The 15,585-nt window shown below is 60.2% G+C and carries 13 protein-coding genes and 3 tRNA genes; 13 read left to right on the top strand and 3 right to left on the bottom strand.

The window, feature by feature from the left end:
- The first annotated feature begins 33 nt into the window (after window positions 1-33).
- From MHJ63_RS06260 to thiL, 4 genes are all read left to right on the top strand, one after another.
- Window positions 34-105, top strand: a tRNA-Gln gene (locus MHJ63_RS06260).
- A 125-nt stretch (window positions 106-230) separates the two neighbouring features.
- Window positions 231-303: transfer RNA gene (locus MHJ63_RS06255), tRNA-Glu, on the top strand.
- A gap of 75 nt (window positions 304-378) precedes the next feature.
- A tRNA-Glu gene (locus MHJ63_RS06250) sits at window positions 379-451 on the top strand.
- A gap of 126 nt (window positions 452-577) precedes the next feature.
- Window positions 578-1,711, top strand: a complete 1,134-nt coding sequence (gene thiL, locus MHJ63_RS06245) for a thiamine-phosphate kinase (protein ID WP_239446516.1) — start codon at window positions 578-580, stop codon at window positions 1,709-1,711.
- Window positions 1,712-1,772: 61 nt separating this feature from the next.
- On the opposite strand, the gene MHJ63_RS06240 is transcribed toward thiL, so the two are convergent.
- Window positions 1,773-2,483: an IclR family transcriptional regulator gene (locus MHJ63_RS06240; protein ID WP_239446515.1), complete on the bottom strand. Its 711-nt coding sequence runs from the start codon at window positions 2,481-2,483 to the stop codon at window positions 1,773-1,775.
- A gap of 187 nt (window positions 2,484-2,670) precedes the next feature.
- On the opposite strand from MHJ63_RS06240, the gene leuC reads away from it, so the two are divergent.
- The 6 genes from leuC (at window position 2,671) to MHJ63_RS06210 (ending at window position 9,324) form a co-directional block, all read left to right on the top strand.
- On the top strand, window positions 2,671-4,128 hold the full coding sequence (gene leuC / locus MHJ63_RS06235) for a 3-isopropylmalate dehydratase large subunit (RefSeq protein WP_035757251.1): 1,458 nt from the start codon (window positions 2,671-2,673) through the stop codon (window positions 4,126-4,128).
- 29 nt (window positions 4,129-4,157) lie between these two features.
- Window positions 4,158-4,757: a 3-isopropylmalate dehydratase small subunit gene (gene leuD, locus MHJ63_RS06230; RefSeq protein ID WP_035757197.1), complete on the top strand. Its 600-nt coding sequence runs from the start codon at window positions 4,158-4,160 to the stop codon at window positions 4,755-4,757.
- 225 nt (window positions 4,758-4,982) lie between these two features.
- Window positions 4,983-6,311, top strand: a complete 1,329-nt coding sequence (gene murA, locus MHJ63_RS06225; protein WP_035757195.1) for a UDP-N-acetylglucosamine 1-carboxyvinyltransferase — start codon at window positions 4,983-4,985, stop codon at window positions 6,309-6,311.
- Window positions 6,311-7,090: a lysophospholipid acyltransferase family protein gene (locus tag MHJ63_RS06220; RefSeq protein ID WP_239446549.1), complete on the top strand. Its 780-nt coding sequence runs from the start codon at window positions 6,311-6,313 to the stop codon at window positions 7,088-7,090. The genes murA and MHJ63_RS06220 overlap by 1 nt, the downstream gene beginning before the upstream one ends.
- Before the next feature lie 89 nt (window positions 7,091-7,179).
- Complete coding sequence (locus tag MHJ63_RS06215) at window positions 7,180-8,187, top strand: NAD(P)H-dependent glycerol-3-phosphate dehydrogenase (RefSeq protein ID WP_269634099.1); 1,008 nt, start codon at window positions 7,180-7,182, stop codon at window positions 8,185-8,187.
- A 3-nt stretch (window positions 8,188-8,190) separates the two neighbouring features.
- Entirely contained in the window at window positions 8,191-9,324 is a 1,134-nt protein-coding gene (locus MHJ63_RS06210; protein WP_035757189.1) for a D-alanine--D-alanine ligase family protein, read from the top strand.
- Here the strand turns inward: MHJ63_RS06210 and MHJ63_RS06205 are convergent.
- Window positions 9,321-9,911, bottom strand: coding sequence for a DUF3515 family protein (locus MHJ63_RS06205; RefSeq protein ID WP_083289342.1), 591 nt, complete (start codon window positions 9,909-9,911; stop codon window positions 9,321-9,323). The genes MHJ63_RS06210 and MHJ63_RS06205 overlap by 4 nt on opposite strands.
- A gap of 97 nt (window positions 9,912-10,008) precedes the next feature.
- Here MHJ63_RS06205 and MHJ63_RS09945 point away from each other — a divergent pair, with 97 nt between their 5' ends.
- Genes MHJ63_RS09945 through MHJ63_RS06185 form a run of 3 tightly spaced genes read left to right on the top strand, consistent with a single transcriptional unit; the run spans window position 10,009 to window position 14,836 of the window.
- Complete coding sequence (locus tag MHJ63_RS09945) at window positions 10,009-11,262, top strand: LCP family protein (protein ID WP_275436027.1); 1,254 nt, start codon at window positions 10,009-10,011, stop codon at window positions 11,260-11,262.
- Window positions 11,263-11,303: 41 nt separating this feature from the next.
- Window positions 11,304-12,488: a DAK2 domain-containing protein gene (locus MHJ63_RS06190; protein ID WP_239446514.1), complete on the top strand. Its 1,185-nt coding sequence runs from the start codon at window positions 11,304-11,306 to the stop codon at window positions 12,486-12,488.
- Window positions 12,485-14,836 (top strand): ATP-dependent DNA helicase RecG, encoded by a 2,352-nt coding sequence (locus tag MHJ63_RS06185; RefSeq protein ID WP_239446513.1) that lies wholly within the window; start codon window positions 12,485-12,487, stop codon window positions 14,834-14,836. The genes MHJ63_RS06190 and MHJ63_RS06185 overlap by 4 nt, the downstream gene beginning before the upstream one ends.
- Window positions 14,837-14,850: 14 nt before the next feature.
- Here the strand turns inward: MHJ63_RS06185 and MHJ63_RS06180 are convergent, their stop codons facing one another.
- Window positions 14,851-15,525 (bottom strand): RsmD family RNA methyltransferase, encoded by a 675-nt coding sequence (locus MHJ63_RS06180; protein ID WP_035757188.1) that lies wholly within the window; start codon window positions 15,523-15,525, stop codon window positions 14,851-14,853.
- Window positions 15,526-15,585 lie beyond the last annotated feature (60 nt).

The following is a 15,585-nucleotide window of genomic DNA, read 5'->3' as shown; positions in this document are numbered from 1 at the left end:
TTCATATTGATCGTGCTACGCTGTAGTGCACATTGGGATATGGTGTAATTGGCAACACGACTGATTCTGGTTCAGTTATTCTAGGTTCGAGTCCTGGTATCCCAGCGAAGATCTCACCGCTGTTATGGAAGCGGGTAGCCCTCACGGCAGAAGAGATCAGCGATTCCCCTTAAACCCCACACGTACTTGTTCTGGCAAGCAGTGGGTTAAAGAGATGGGGAGTAGCATTTGGCCCCATCGTATAGCGGCCTAGTACGCCGCCCTCTCACGGCGGTAACGCGGGTTCGAATCCCGCTGGGGTCACGTCGCAACACACGGTTCACTAATTCAATATGTGATGCAGATTCATTGAGGATCTGCGTAGCGTGTCGCGAAAGCGGCCCCATCGTATAGCGGCCTAGTACGCCGCCCTCTCACGGCGGTAACGCGGGTTCGAATCCCGCTGGGGTCACGCAAGAAAAATCCCGGTGATCGCATCACCGGGATTTTTTATACCCTAATCTGGCTAGTGACTCATTCACGTGCGCAGAAATGTGCGCAGAAACGGGTGCAGAATCGTGCGCAGAAAGGGAAACCGGTGGGGACCGTCAGTGGATTAGGTGAGGCAGCCATCATCGCCTCCATCAACCGCGCCTTCGCGCCCAACGCTAGCTCAGCGGGCTCCGTGAACTCAGCGGTCCAAGGCCCTGATGAGGCTCGGGGTCGCGGAGCAGTGCTTGTTGGTAACGGCGATGACGCCGCCGTACTCGCCGCAAACGCGCGCCTGGTCTTGACGATGGATACCTCGGTTGAAGGCCAAGACTTTATGCAGGCGTGGCCCAGCGGTGCCGAAACATCCCCGCGGCTACTTGGTTTCAAGTGCGCGGCGCAGAACCTTTCCGATATTAACGCGATGGGTGGGCGGGCCCGTTTTCTTCTGATGTCCCTGTCACTCTCGAAGAATGTTGCGGCGAGCTGGCCCAGCGAATTCGCTGCTGGCATGCGGCAAGCTTGCGAGGTACTCGGGGCGGAAGGTGTGGAGCTGATCGGCGGGGATGTATCCGCCGCTGAAGCGATCTCCATTACGATCACTGCGGTCGGGGAACTCGATAGTAAGGCCCGGCCCATCGTCCGCAACGCGGCCCAGCCAGGGGATCAGCTCTATATCGCCGGCAGGCTGCCAGGCACATCCGGCACAGCCCTGAACCGGCTCCTGGACTCCAGAACGCAACAAGAGCCTTACCTAGAGCACGTGCCGGGGCAGCACGCTCAGCCTGACGAAGACGAATTGGCTCGCGCTCTCGAGGCGCACTTCATGCCCACCCCGCCGCTGGAGCTCGGACCAGCACTAGCTGCAGCTGGCCACCGCATCGCCGGCATCGACGTTTCCGACGGTCTAGTGCGGGACGCCACGCGCATCGCCGAAGCCAGCGGGGTAGACATGGTCCTGGATGAGGCAGCTATTGAACGGATGGCGGCACAGCTGGGGCAAGCGTGGGCCCTGCAGAGCGCAGAAGCGCGCCACAACGTTCTCTACGGAGGAGAGGAGTTCAACCTCTTATTCACCGTGCCCGCCGGAACGGAGTTGCCTCAGCTACCGGGCGTCAGCACCGTACGAATCGGCGAGGTTACACAGCTGAACCAGGCAGGCCGGCAGTCTGGGATTTATCTGGAGGGGCAGCGCCTGGATGAAAACCTAGGTTTCGATCACTATTCGACAGATAAGCCCTAAGTAGTACGAGCCCTCAAGGAGCGAGCGCTGCGAACTTAGACTGAGAACCTAGATTGCAAACCTAGACCGCGATTGAGGCGCTGAGATCATGAGCGACTTGCGCGACGATGCTTCCGTAGCGTTTCCCCGGGTCATTGCTGATGCGTTGAACAGGCCCGGACATCGAAAGCGCGGCCACAACCTTCCCGGTCGGGCTGAAGATCGGCGCGGACACGGAGGCCACACCGCGTTCGCGTTCTCCCACGGACTGTGCCCAGCCGCGCTTCTTGACGCGCGCGAGGTCATGCGCAGTGAACCGCGCCCCTTCAAGACCCTGCACGATGCGGGCCTGATCCTCCCACGCGAGCAAGATCTGGGCAGCCGAACCTGCGGCCATGGACAGTTGCGTACCCACCGGGATAGTGTCGCGTAGGCCAGTGGGGCGCTCTGCGGAGGCAATGCATACACGCAGATCGCCTTGGCGTTTGAAAACCTGGGTGCTTTCGTTAGTGAGTTCCCGCAAGCGCTGTAGAGCTGGGCGCGATGCGGAGACAAGCCGGTCTTGACCTGCGGCGGCCGCTAGCTCAGATAGACGTGGGCCGAGGACGAACCTGCCGTGAAGGTCTTTGGTCACAAGGCCGTGATGAACCAGGGCTTGGGCGAGCCGGTGGGCTGTTGGCCGGGCGAGGTGGGTCGCTTCCACGAGGTCCGCGAGGCTTGCAGGTCCAGACTCGAGGGCATCAAGGATCATCGTCGCTTTATCGATGACGCCCACACCACTGTTTTGTGACATGCTAGAAACCATAACGTCTCAATCTTTGAGACACAAGATCAGAATGTGGAATAGTCTGATGTTAGCGTGGTCGTGAACACACGCCGCGATCACAGCAAGCATCGCAGCTGTGAGCATCGTGACTGAGACCATCACAGCTGAGAACATCGTGACTGGGAACGCACAGCACTCAGAAGGGAAGAACGACATGTCGAGCACAGGAGCCGCGCGCACCTTGGCAGAGAAGGTGTGGGAAGACCACGTCGTAGCTCGAGGCGAGGGTGAAGGCCTCGACCGCCGCCCTGATTTGCTCTACATCGACCTACACCTCGTGCACGAGGTCACCTCGCCGCAGGCTTTCGAAGGCCTGCGCCTAGCGGGCCGAAAGCTACGCCGGCCTGACCTGACCATCGCGACCGAGGACCACAACACCCCAACCCTGGAGATCGACCGGCCCATCCAAGACCCGATCTCCGCAAAGCAGATCGAAACTTTGCGCGCTAACTGCAAGGAATTCGGTGTCCGCTTGCACTCGCTGGGCGATAAAGAACAAGGCATTGTGCACGTCGTTGGCCCACAGCTGGGCCTCACTCAGCCCGGTATGACGATCGTGTGCGGTGACTCCCACACATCAACCCACGGCGCGTTCGGTGCGCTGGCCTTCGGCATCGGAACCTCGGAAGTCGAACACGTCATGGCAACCCAGACGCTGCCGCTCAAGCCGTTCAAGACCATGGCGATCAACGTTGAAGGAACCCTGCGCCCAGGCGTGACCTCGAAAGACATCATCCTCGCGGTGATCGCCAAGATCGGTACCGGTGGCGGGCAGGGCTACGTGCTGGAATACCGCGGCTCTGCGATCGAGCAGCTTTCGATGGAAGCCCGCATGACGATGTGCAACATGTCGATCGAAGCCGGCGCGCGTGCGGGCATGATCGCCCCAGACCAGACAACCTTCGACTACATCAAGGGCCGCCCACACGCCCCACAAGGCGAAGAATGGGATGCCGCGGTCGAATACTGGAAGACCCTGCGCACCGACGATGACGCGACATTCGATGCAGAAGTGTTCCTCGACGCTGACGAGCTCGAACCCTTCGTAACCTGGGGCACCAACCCGGGCCAGGGCGTTTCGCTCAACGACGTGGTTCCGCACCCAGAAGAATACGGTGACGAGAACGAGAAAGCTGCAGCCCAACGCGCGCTTGAATACATGGGGCTGGAAGCCGGAACCCGAATGAAAGACATCCGCGTAGATACAGTATTCTTAGGCTCTTGCACCAACTCCCGCATGGAAGACCTCAGGGCCGCGGCGGATGTGATCCGCGGGCAAGAAAAAGACCCGAACGTACGCATGATCGTGGTTCCCGGGTCCGCACGCGTGCGGCTTGAAGCAGAAGCCGAAGGCCTGGATCAGGTTTTCAAGGACTTCGGTGCCGAATGGCGCTTTGCCGGTTGCTCAATGTGCCTGGGCATGAATCCAGACCAGCTCTCCGAAGGCGAGCGCTGCGCATCGACCTCCAACCGCAACTTCGAAGGCCGCCAGGGTAAAGGTGGGCGAACACACCTCGTGTCCCCGCTCGTAGCAGCGGCAACCGCGGTCCGAGGCACACTGTCCTCGCCATCGGACATCATCGAAAACCACGCCGCAACGGCCTCTGCATAACCGCACGCTGGTAGAGAAGGACATTCATCATGGAGAAATTCAGCACACACACCGGCGTTGCCGTGCCACTGCGAGCATCCAACGTCGACACCGACCAGATCATCCCGGCGGTCTACCTCAAACGCATCACCAAAACCGGCTTCGATGACGCGCTGTTTGCCCGCTGGCGGCAAGACCCGGAGTTCATCCTGAACCAAGAGCCGTATAAGAATGGCAGCGTTCTGATCGCCGGCGCGGACTTCGGTACCGGATCCTCACGCGAGCACGCCGTGTGGGCGCTCAAAGACTACGGCTTCCGGGTAGTGATCTCATCGCGTTTCGCCGATATCTTCCGCGGAAACTCCGGCAAGCAGGGCCTACTCACGGCACAAGTTGAGCAATCTGACGTTGAACTGCTGTGGAAGCAAGTTGAGCAAAACCCTGGGATGGACATCACGGTCGACCTTCCGAACCGCACCATCACCGCGGGCTCGTTGACCGTGGGCTTCTATGTCGACTCCGATACCGCGTGGCGTCTCGCTGAAGGCCTCGACGATATCGACCTTTCGCTGCGCCAAGAAGAGGCGATCGCTGAATACGAAGCACGCCGTCCATCGTTCAAACCAACCACACTCCCAGCCCGCTCTTAAAACGGACTCCAGGCTGTGCTGCAGGATTGAATCTCCTGTTCGTTTTCATAGCATTGCCAGTCTGAATCCCCAGTCACTTGCAGATGTGAGATTATGAATCACTCAATGCATGTGGCTGGGGATTAGCTTTTCCATGCCACACGCCCTGACCTATATGATGGTGAGGAACTAACGGGGTCATCCCGTGCTTAACCACTGCCCGCTGATGACAAGGAAAGCTAAAGCGTGACGACCAAGGTCCTGTCCATTAATGGTGGCCGCCCACTCACTGGTGAGGTGACGGTACGTGGTGCCAAGAATCTGGTGCCAAAGGCGATGGTCGCGTCCTTGCTGGGTAGTGGGAAATCGATTCTGCGCAACGTCCCTCAGATCAGGGACGTCGACGTGGTAGCTGGCCTGTTGCGCCTGCACGGCGTGACGGTCGATATCGATCACGACAAGGGCGAGCTCGTGATGGACCCCTCGGGCGCCAAGACTGCCTCGAGCGCCGAAATCGATGCCTTCGCAGGGGACTCGCGCATCCCGATCCTGTTCTGCGGCCCGCTCATGCATACGATCGGGGAAGCCTTCATCCCGGACCTGGGTGGCTGCCGCATCGGCGATCGCCCGATCGACTACCACTTGCAGGTTCTGCGCGAATTCGGCGCTGTGGTTGAAAAGGCTCCGAACGGGATCAGCATTTCCGCTCGCAACGGCCTCTACGGCGCCAAAGTCGAGCTGCCGTATCCTTCCGTTGGAGCGACCGAGCAGGTTCTCTTGACCGCGGTGCGCGCCCAGGGTATCACCGAGCTGAAGAACGCGGCGGTTGAACCTGAGATTCAAGACCTCATCTCTGTTCTGCAGAAGATGGGCGCGATCATCGACCTGCGCGGCGAACGCACCCTCGTGATCGAAGGCGTCGAATCGCTGCGCGCCTACGACCACACCGCGCTACCAGACCGCAATGAGGGCGCATCGTGGGCTTCCGCTGCCCTAGCGACCGGGGGAGACATCCTCGTGAAGGGCGCGGACCAGAAAGACTTGTCCGCGTTCCTGAACTGCTACCGCCGCCTCGGTGGCGAATTCGAAGTCCAGAGCGAAGGGATCCGGTTCTTCCACCCCAGCGGTGACCTCAACCCCCTCGTCGTAGAGACCGATGTGCACCCTGGTTTCATGACGGACTGGCAACAGCCGCTTGTAGTGGCTCTGACCCAGGCCACGGGTGTCTCGATTGTGCACGAGACGGTGTATGAGAACCGTTTCGGCTTCACTGACGCGCTCAAGCGCATGGGTGCAACGATTCAGCTGCACCGCCAGTGCCTCGGATCTCTGCCGTGCCGCTTCGGCAACCGTGACTTCCTGCATTCCGCGGTGATCACCGGTAAGTCCAATCTCAAGGGCGCTGACTTTGTGATCCCGGATCTGCGGGGTGGATTCTCCCACGTGATTGCAGCGCTGGCAGCCGAAGGCGTGTCGAATGCCACCGGCATCGACCTCATCAACCGCGGCTATGAACACTTCACCGATAAGTTGCGTGGCCTAGGTGCCGATATCGAGCTGAAGGAACAAGCGTGATGGCGCGGAAGGGATCTAACGAAACCCTCGCCGCACGCATCACTTTCGGGACCGCCGCAGCTTTCGTACGCCCTGCCCTGGCGCTGTTGTTGCGCCGAACCTGGGTTGGTATGGGTTCGATCAAACCGGGCTCGATCATCGTTGCGAACCACATCAGTGAACTTGACCCGCTCATCATTGCCGAATCGGTATATGTGCAGGGATTGCTTCCGCGTTTCCTCGCGAAGTCACCGCTGTTCAAGATCCCACTGGTTGGCCGCGTTCTGAAAGCGACCGGCCAGATCCCGGTAGAACGCGGAGGGCCGGGTGCCAAGCTCTCGCTCGAAGCGGCAGCTGAAGTGATCGGACGCGGCGGTGTGATCATCATCTATCCGGAAGGGACCTTGACCCAAGACCCGGATAAGTGGCCTATGCAGGCCCGCACGGGTGCGGCTCGGCTCGCACTGAAAACCAACGCACCAGTGGTCCCTGTTGTCCACTGGGGGGATCAGGAACTTTTGGGCGGCAAACCACGCAGGCTCAAGCTGTTCCCGCGGAAAGCGACCGTGGTCATGGCAGGTTCGGAGATTGACCTCGATGACCTGCGTAGCGGACCAATGACCCGCTCGGTGCTGGACGAGGCAACCACCCGCATTATGAAACACATGACGTACCTGGTCTCTGACTTGCGCGGTGAAGAACCCCCGGAAGCGCCGTGGAATCCTACGGCCGATAACGATGAACAGCTCAAGCAGCGCGAAGAAGAAAAGCGCCGCCGCCGTGAGCAAGAAGACTGGTAGAAAAGCGGTGAAACCGCGCAGTAGATACCCCGCAGTAGACACCGCGCAGTAGACGCTTCAGAAGAGAACACAGCGTTGGAGGCATACGCGTGAAGAATCTCACCGTGATGGGTTCAGGCTCGTGGGGGACCACGTTCGCCAAAGTTTTGGCTGACGCCAACCCGGAAGCGACCGTAACGTTATGGGCCCGTCGTGACGAGGTGGCCCAAGAGATCGCGACCAAACACACGAACAGCGGCTACCTCGGTGAATTGATGTTGCCGCTCAATGTCACCGCAACCTCGGATCCGGGAGCGGCACTTGCTGGTGCGGACATGGTGGTTCTCGCTGTACCGGCTCAAACCTTGCGGGAGCAGCTCACCCAATGGGTGGAGCACATCCCGTCTGAGGCGATCATCGTTTCGTTGATGAAGGGCCTGGAACGAGGCACGGGTCTGCGCATGACTCAGGTGGTTCAGGAAGTTCTGGGAACCAGGCAAGACAAGCTTGTGGTCCTCTCCGGCCCTAACCTTGCTCGCGAGATCGCGCGTGAAGAACCCACCGCCTCGGTGGTTGCGTGCGCTGTCACTGAGACCGCTGACGCCGTCGCGAAGGCCTGCACCGCCCCATACTTCCGTCCCTACACCAACCGGGACGTGATTGGCGCTGAGATCGGCGGGATCGTGAAGAACATTATCGCGCTCGCGGTGGGTATGTGCGATGGCATGGGTATGGGGGATAACACGAAGGCCACCGTGATTACCCGCGGGCTTGCAGAAACCACTCGTTTGGCTGTGGCTCTTGGCGGTAAAGCGGAGACGATGTCGGGGCTTGCCGGTATGGGGGATCTCGTGGCTACGTGCGCCTCATCGTTGTCCCGAAACTACACTGCTGGGCGTCTGTTTGGTCAGGGGCTGAGCATGGAGCAGGTGATCTCGAAGATGACCCAGGTGGCAGAAGGCGTCAAGAGCTGCTCGGCTGTTTTGGAACTTGCTCACGAAAACGGTGTTGATATGCCGATCGCTGCGGCGGCTTCGATGGTTCTGGATGGATCCGAGCCGGTGGTGAAGATGCCTAAGCTGCTGTTGGACCGGGATCTGAAATCGGAAGGAGCGTAACCAGTGTCAACGCCTCAACGGAAGGTTTTGCTCCTTTTCGGTGGCCAGTCGAGCGAACATTCGGTTTCGTGTGTGACCGCGGCCGGAGTTTTGCGTGCGATCGATACGGATCGTTTCACCGTGATTCCAGTGGGTGTCACCCAGGACGGCGTATGGACGCTGGTTGCGCCGCAGCAGGTTCTGACGTATTCCTTCGACGGCGGTGTTGAACCGATGGTTGAGCCTCAAGGCCAGCCGGTGCGGCTCATGCGCTCGGACAGCCCCGATGCGGCGGCGCGTCTGGTCACGGATGCCCAACCAGGTGAGATGGTCAAGATGCTCACCGGTATCGACGTTGTGTTCCCGCTGTTACATGGTCCATATGGCGAGGATGGCACGGTTCAGGGCCTGCTGGAGCTGATCGGGGTCCCATATGTGGGCTCGGGTGTTGCGGCTTCTGCTGTGGGTATGGATAAGCATCTGATGAAGATGGCTTTCAACGCAGCTGGCTTGCGTGTGGGGCCTTATCAGGTGGTCACCAACCGTGAATGGGATGCGGACCCTCAAAGTTGCTTAGACCGGTGTGACTCCCTTGAGCTTCCGTTGTTTGTGAAGCCTGCGCGGGCAGGCTCTTCGCAAGGTGTTGTGCGTGTGGATGATCGTGAGGATTTGAGCCTTGCGATCGAGGAAGCCCGGATGCATGACCCGAAGGTATTGATCGAGCAGGGCATCACAGGGCGTGAGATTGAGTGCGCTGCCTTAGAAGGGCGCCGAGGCGAGCCGACACGTGCCTCGGTGGGCGGTGAGGTTGTGGTCGATGAGGCCGCAGCTGACCTGTATGACTACGAATCGAAATACCTGGCCGATGACAACGCACGCACCGAAGCCCCTGCACAGCTGAGCGAGGAGCAGGCTACATCCCTCAAGGAACACGCGATCATCGCTTATGACGCACTCGGTTGCGAAGGCCCCTCACGCGTGGACTTCTTCTTGGATGAAGCCGGCGAATGGATCATCAACGAGATCAACACGATGCCAGGCTTCACCCCGATTAGCATGTATCCGCAACTGTGGGCGGCAAGTGGTTTGCCGTACGAAGATCTGATCACCGAGCTGATCACCCTTGCCCTTGAGCGGCAGCCGGGGTTACTGCGTTAGCCGTTCTTCTTGCCTTCGCTGACCACGTCCTCGTCCGCGTCCTCAGGCGCTTCGAGGTTGAGGTCGCGGGCTGAGGTGCAGCGTTTGGTTGCTTTGTTGTTCTTCACGGCATCAGAGACCGCAACTGCGACATCGGAGGAAGAGATGCGTGCCGTGTCGATCGTGATGGTGATGTACGGTTCACGGCCGTAGGTTGCGATCGTCCATGTACCGTCATTGTTCTCACGCGCGGTCCAATCCACCTCATCCAAAGTGGAACACCTGTCTGAGGTGACGGCGGGCGCAATCTCACCGCATTTGAGGATCGCTGAAGCCGGTGAACCCCACGCGGCAGTCGACTGGCTCGTGGTTTTCCGTTTAGGCTGCCCTGAGATCTCTTGTGGCAAGGTGATCATGACCTGTGAGCATCGGGCATCTGCTGCGTTCTCTGCGGGAGCGACCTCGACCGGTTCGCTACAACCGCTCAAGGTGAGGGTTGCGCCAATACTCAGTACAGTGGCGATAGCGGCCTTGCGTCCACGACAACGGAGTGTGATGCGAGGCTGAACAGGCCTAGAAGGCTGAGAGAACACGGGAAAAGCACGCATATCTTCAGTTTATCTGCAGGGTGCGGCTCTAAGCTTTCCTGTAAGACAGTTGTACTGTGCACATCAGATGCGCATTGAACGAGGTAGGAGACCGCCGATGAGCGACCGGAGATTCAACGTCGACCCTGACCGGTATGACGACGACCGGTACGACAATGGTCAATGGGGCGATGAGTTCAGCGCGACCTCCTCGGGGCGCTCAAGCTACGGATCCGGTTCAGGGTACGGAGGGGAACAAGGATATGGCTATTCCCAACCTGCCCAGCCGTATCAGCCTGCCCAGCCATACCAACAGGGGCAGCCGTACCCGGCCAACCAGCAGTATCAGCAGCTTGGTCAGCCGTATCAACAGCCGGGGCAGCAGCCGTATCCGCCGCAGCGCAAGCCGCGAAAGAAGAAGAGCGGGGGCAAGAAGTTCCTGATTTCGCTGCTCACGATCGTCCTTGTTGTTCTGGGTTTGCTGGGTGTCTATGCGGCGGTGCTTGCCGCGAAGTTCAACGAGTCCCACGCGATTCCGGTGGCGGAGGCGTTCCCGCAAGGGCAGCGGCCGCAACACGGGCCAGGGGATAGGTCCGTCAACATTCTTCTGCTCGGTAACGATTCCCGCGGCGGTCAGAACGATTCCGGCCGTACGGACACGATGATGCTGATGCACATCCCATCCGATAGGCACGGGGTCTATGTCACCTCGATCATGCGTGATACGTGGGTGAACATCCCGAATCACGGTGAGGCGAAGATCAACGCCGCCTACGCGATGGGCAAGATGCCCTTGACCGTGGCAACCCTAGAGAACCTGTTCAACGTTCCTATCGATCACGTCATGACCATCGACTTCTCCGGATTCGAAGGGATGGTCGATGCGCTGGGCGGGGTCACGATCGATGTTCCACAGCCCTTCGATAAAGCAGGCACCCACTATAAAGGCCGCATGGACGTCAACGGCAAGCAAGCATTGTGGTTTGTCCGCGAGCGTTACGCCTTCAAGGACGGCGACTATCAGCGTGTGAAGAACCAGCAGCAGCTTGTGAAAGTCATCTTCACTAAAATGCTGAGCCCGCAAACCTTGATCAACCCGGTCAAGACAACCAACACGGTAGGCGCAATGGCGCCCTATATGACCCGCGACGAGACCCTCACCGGATGGAAACTCATGCAGCTTGGGATCACCATGCCGGGTGTGAGAGCCAACGACTTCCACTTCATGACCCTGCCGAATAAAGGCGTGGGCACCAGCGCTGACGGCCAATCCATCGTGGTCCCGGACATGGACGTGATCAACGAATTCTCTAAAGCGATGCGAGAAGGCGGCATGGAGGATTTCATGACTCGCCACGGATTAGCTAAATAAGTATTCTGAACCAATGGTGGATGAGTGAGAGGGAGGGCACGGTGACGCAGGCAATCCGCGCGGACTTTTCAGGGCTCCAAGACTGGCTGAGCCTCAGCGTCACCGAGCTAACCAAGCAACAGGAATCCCTCAACGCGATCAACGTCTTCCCAGTCCCAGACGGTGACACCGGAACGAACCTTGTAGCGACGATGCGCACCGTGCACCAGGCCATCACCGAGGCTGAACCTACCGGGGACCTCGGGCACCACCTCGCAACTGCTGCCCGGCAAGCGCTCGGCTCAGCCCAAGGAAACTCAGGATCCCTCGTCTCAGTGTTTCTACTCGGGATGGGTGAATCCCTCGCAGGAATCACGACCCTCACCGCGCCGGCGCTCGCCGAGAGTCTCGAAGCTGGACGGTTACGGGCGTGGGCCGCGTTGTCTGAGCCTGTGGGCGGAACCATCTTGTCAGTCATGGAAGCCGCAAGTGATGCCGCCAGAGCACGAGCCAGCCAACAGAAACAACGCGGCCACCAGAAACAGTCCGTCCCACAGGGCACCGTGCCACAGCGCACCGTCCCACAGTGCAAGCGCCAGCTCACCGGGCCCGAGACCGAACCTGCCGCGCTGATAGGAACCCTCGAGGAGGCGTGGCGGGCCGCGTTGAGGGAAGCCGAGCACACACAGGCCCGGTTGAAAGACCTCACTGATGTTGCGGTCGTGGATGCCGGCGCGGTCGGTTTCGCGATCATCCTGAACTGTTTGCTCGCCGCAGTCACACACACCGCCGTTGACCCAGAGCCTTATCGTGACTTGCCCGGCTATCATGACCAAGGCGAGATCCGCATTGAACAGGTTGAAGCGGCCGATGGTGTGGAAGTTGTATGCACCGTGACCGCATCGGCACTCGATGCTGCCCTGATGCGTGCCGCGCTCGATGCGGTAGGGGACTCCGTTGTCATGTCCGCCATGGAACCGGTCTCAGAGCACGATCCGGAGTACCGCGGCTACAACCACGCCAACCCGAGCCAGAAGGCTGCAACCAGCGAGCACACACTTTCCTGGAGGGTGCACGTGCACGTCCCCACCGAAACAACCGCGCTAGAGATCATCAGCAAAGCCGGGGAACCCACCGACATCGCAGTCACGCCGCTACAACACCTAGCCGAACACAACTCAACACGCCCACACACGGCAGGGCAGAGCTCTCAAGGCTGCAACCACGCTGGGATAAACCACCGATGACCGCCGAAACAAACCCTCAGCCAGGTGCCACAGCCTCAGCCGAGCCCTCAGCCACTACAGCAACCGCAGCAAGCGCAGCCACCACAGCAACCGCAGCAACCTTGACCCCAGACACACCACTGATCGAGGCGCTGGGCAAGCGTGATGCCCAAGCGATCCAGAAAGCCTTCGGTTTCAACACCGTCGCAGACATGCTCGCCCACATCCCCCGCCGCTACCTCGACGTAGGAGAGCTCACGGCCGTCCGCGACCTCCCGCTCGGCGAAGACGTGACCGTAGCCGCCAGAGTCATCCACGCACACCAACGCCGCATGCACCGCCGCAAAGGATTCCTCCTCGAGATCGAAGTCGAATCCGAACAAGACGGCGGACTCATGCCCATGACCTTCTTCAACGGCTACCTCGCCGCCCAACAACTCACACCAGGCACACGCGCCGTCTTCAGCGGCAAAGTCACCGCATATAAAGGCGCACTGCAACTCTCACACCCCGAATACACACTGCTCGGAGAAGACCAAGAAGCCGAAGCTAAACCCTTCCCGATCTACCCGCTCAAAGGCAAAATCGGGCAGATCCGCATGCGCACACTCCAAGCGAAACTACTCGAGCGCATCGACCCCGAAACCTTCACCGACCCTATCCCCACACCACTACGCACCCACCACCGGCTACCAGACCGTGTGTCCGCGCTACGAGCCATCCACCAACCCGAAAACCTACAAGCCGCCTACCGGGCACGGCAACGCTTCGTATTCCAAGAAGCCCTCGTCCTACAAACATTCCTCGCCGACCGCAAAGCGGCACTCGCCGGGCAGACCGCCGTCCCACGGCCCAAGCATACAGGCGGCCTGTTGGAGGCTTTCGACGCAGCGCTACCCTTCATGCTGACCCCGGGACAGGTCGAGGTAGGGGAGCAGATCGCATCAGACCTCGCACGCTCGCATCCGATGAACCGGCTGGTCCAAGGCGACGTCGGCTCGGGTAAAACACTGGTTGCTCTGCGTGCGATGCTCCAAGTGGTCGATGCGGGCGGGCAGGCCGCGTTCATGGCGCCCACTGAAGTTCTGACCCAACAACATGCCGCAACACTGCGTTCGATGCTAGGGGAGCTGGCACGGGCCGGTGAGCTGGGTGCCCCAGAGACCGCAACCCGGGTTGAATTGCTGACAGGCTCGCTCAAGACCGCCCAGAAACGTGAAACCCTGCTAGCTGCCGCTTCAGGGCAAGCAGGCATCGTAGTGGGCACACACGCCTTGATCTCTGATCACGTGCAGTTCGCTGAGCTCGGGCTCGTGGTGGTCGATGAACAGCACCGCTTCGGTGTCGAACAACGCGATAAACTACGCGACGGTGCAGGGGCGACACCGCACATGCTAGTCATGACCGCAACCCCGATCCCGCGAACGATCGCGATGACAGTGTTCGGGGACGTCGATGTTTCGACGCTCAAAGGCTTGCCAGCCGGACGCGCCGAAGTCAAAACATTCGTGGTGCCGCTGGCCTTGCCGGCCTGGAAGGAACGCATCTTCACCCTGATCCGCGACGAAGTAGCTCAAGGCCACCAAGCCTACGTAGTGGTTCCACGCATCACAGCCAGCGAAGACCAATACCACAACGAACCAGCCGACTCTCCTGGGCAACCTGGCTCCGCTGGACAACCTAGCTCCGCTGCAGCAACAGTTGCTCCCGAAGAAGGGATGCTTCCGCTAGAGGTCCAAGCCCAAGAGAACCACACGCAACGGACCCCGCTAGAAACCATGTACGAAGTACTCGCGGGACACCCAGCCCTCAAGGACGTGCGCATCGGAGTCCTCCACGGCGGAATGGACCCAGCCGACAAAGCACAAGCCATGGACGACTTTGAAAACCACCGCAGCGATGTCCTGCTCGCGACCACAGTGATCGAGGTAGGAGTGGACGTCCCCAACGCCACCGTCATGGCGATCATCGACGCCGACGCCTTCGGCATCTCCCAACTCCACCAGCTACGAGGACGCATCGGGCGCGGAAACCTGCCCGGAACCTGCCTCTTGGTAACCAACCTCGAACACCAACACCCCTCAGTCGAACGGCTCGAGACAGTCGCATCCACCACAGACGGCTTTGCGCTCGCCGAGGAGGATGTCAAACTGCGCCGTGAAGGCGACATTCTGGGGCAAAGCCAGTCGGGCGGGAAATCGACGCTCAACCTCCTACGCGTCATGAGGGACGCCGATGTGATCCAAGCGGCCCGCGAAGACGCCCACGGCATCGTCGCGCCGGGTTGGCGCGCGGCTCACCCCGAACTCGCGCGGCTCGTGGCTGAACTCGAAGACTCCGAAAGCGCGGCCTATCTGCAACGCTCCTAAGCCTTCTGGAGCGGTTATGGGGTTTCGGCTACTGGTGTTTCGGCGAAATACAGGGTGGTTTCCCCATAGCGGCGTGGCTTGAGCGCTGAAAGGCCGTCCGGCCACTGTGGGGCAGGCGAGCTGGAGGCTCTCTCGAGGCACACGACCGCATCGGGAGCCAGGTGGGGCACAAGTGCGGCTAGAAGCTCATCCACCTCCTCAGTGCTCATGGGGTAGGGAGGGTCGAGGAAGACGAGCGTAAACGAGACGCCCGAGTAGTTGGCGAGGAACGTTGCCGCCTTCGCCTGCTCAACCCTGGCTCCGAACGCGCAGCCCTTCCCAGGCGCTGTGCTATTGACAGGCGCTGGGCTGTTTATGGGCGCTGTGTTGCTGATGGGCGCTGTGTTGCTGACGGGAGCTGTGTTGCTGAGTTCCTTGTTGATGAGTGTGGCGTTGGCGCGTAGGGCTTGGATGGCGGGGCGGGCGTGATCCACGAGGATCGCGTTGTGGGCTCCGCGCGATAAGCTCTCGAGTCCGAGCGCTCCGGATCCGGCGAAGAGGTCAAGTACGCGGGCGCCAGCGATGACGTCCCAAGAGTCCAGGCGGGAGAACAGGGCCTCTTTGACGCGGTCGGTGGTCGGGCGGGTGTCGTGGCCGGGCACGCTTGTGAGTCTTCGGCCGCCGGCGACCCCTGCGATGATGCGGCTCACTTATCCTCCTGAGGTTGCTGCCCGGTTGTTTTCATCTGTTCGGTTTCATGTGTTCGTGTC

The organism is Pseudoglutamicibacter albus, assembly GCF_022346425.1.
GTDB lineage: Bacteria > Actinomycetota > Actinomycetes > Actinomycetales > Micrococcaceae > Pseudoglutamicibacter > Pseudoglutamicibacter albus.
This window is presented reverse-complemented; position numbering and strand designations above follow the sequence as displayed.

Bases quoted from the DNA above. Each gene is read 5' to 3' on its own strand.
- MHJ63_RS06240 (WP_239446515.1), bottom strand. From the start codon at position 2,483: ATGTCACAAAACAGTGGTGTGGGCGTCATCGATAAAGCGACGATGATC.
- leuC (WP_035757251.1), top strand. From the start codon at position 2,671: ATGTCGAGCACAGGAGCCGCGCGCACCTTGGCAGAGAAGGTGTGGGAA.
- leuD (WP_035757197.1), top strand. From the start codon at position 4,158: ATGGAGAAATTCAGCACACACACCGGCGTTGCCGTGCCACTGCGAGCA.
- MHJ63_RS06220 (WP_239446549.1), top strand. From the start codon at position 6,311: ATGGCGCGGAAGGGATCTAACGAAACCCTCGCCGCACGCATCACTTTC.
- MHJ63_RS06205 (WP_083289342.1), bottom strand. From the start codon at position 9,911: ATGCGTGCTTTTCCCGTGTTCTCTCAGCCTTCTAGGCCTGTTCAGCCT.
- MHJ63_RS09945 (WP_275436027.1), top strand. From the start codon at position 10,009: ATGAGCGACCGGAGATTCAACGTCGACCCTGACCGGTATGACGACGAC.
- MHJ63_RS06185 (WP_239446513.1), top strand. From the start codon at position 12,485: ATGACCGCCGAAACAAACCCTCAGCCAGGTGCCACAGCCTCAGCCGAG.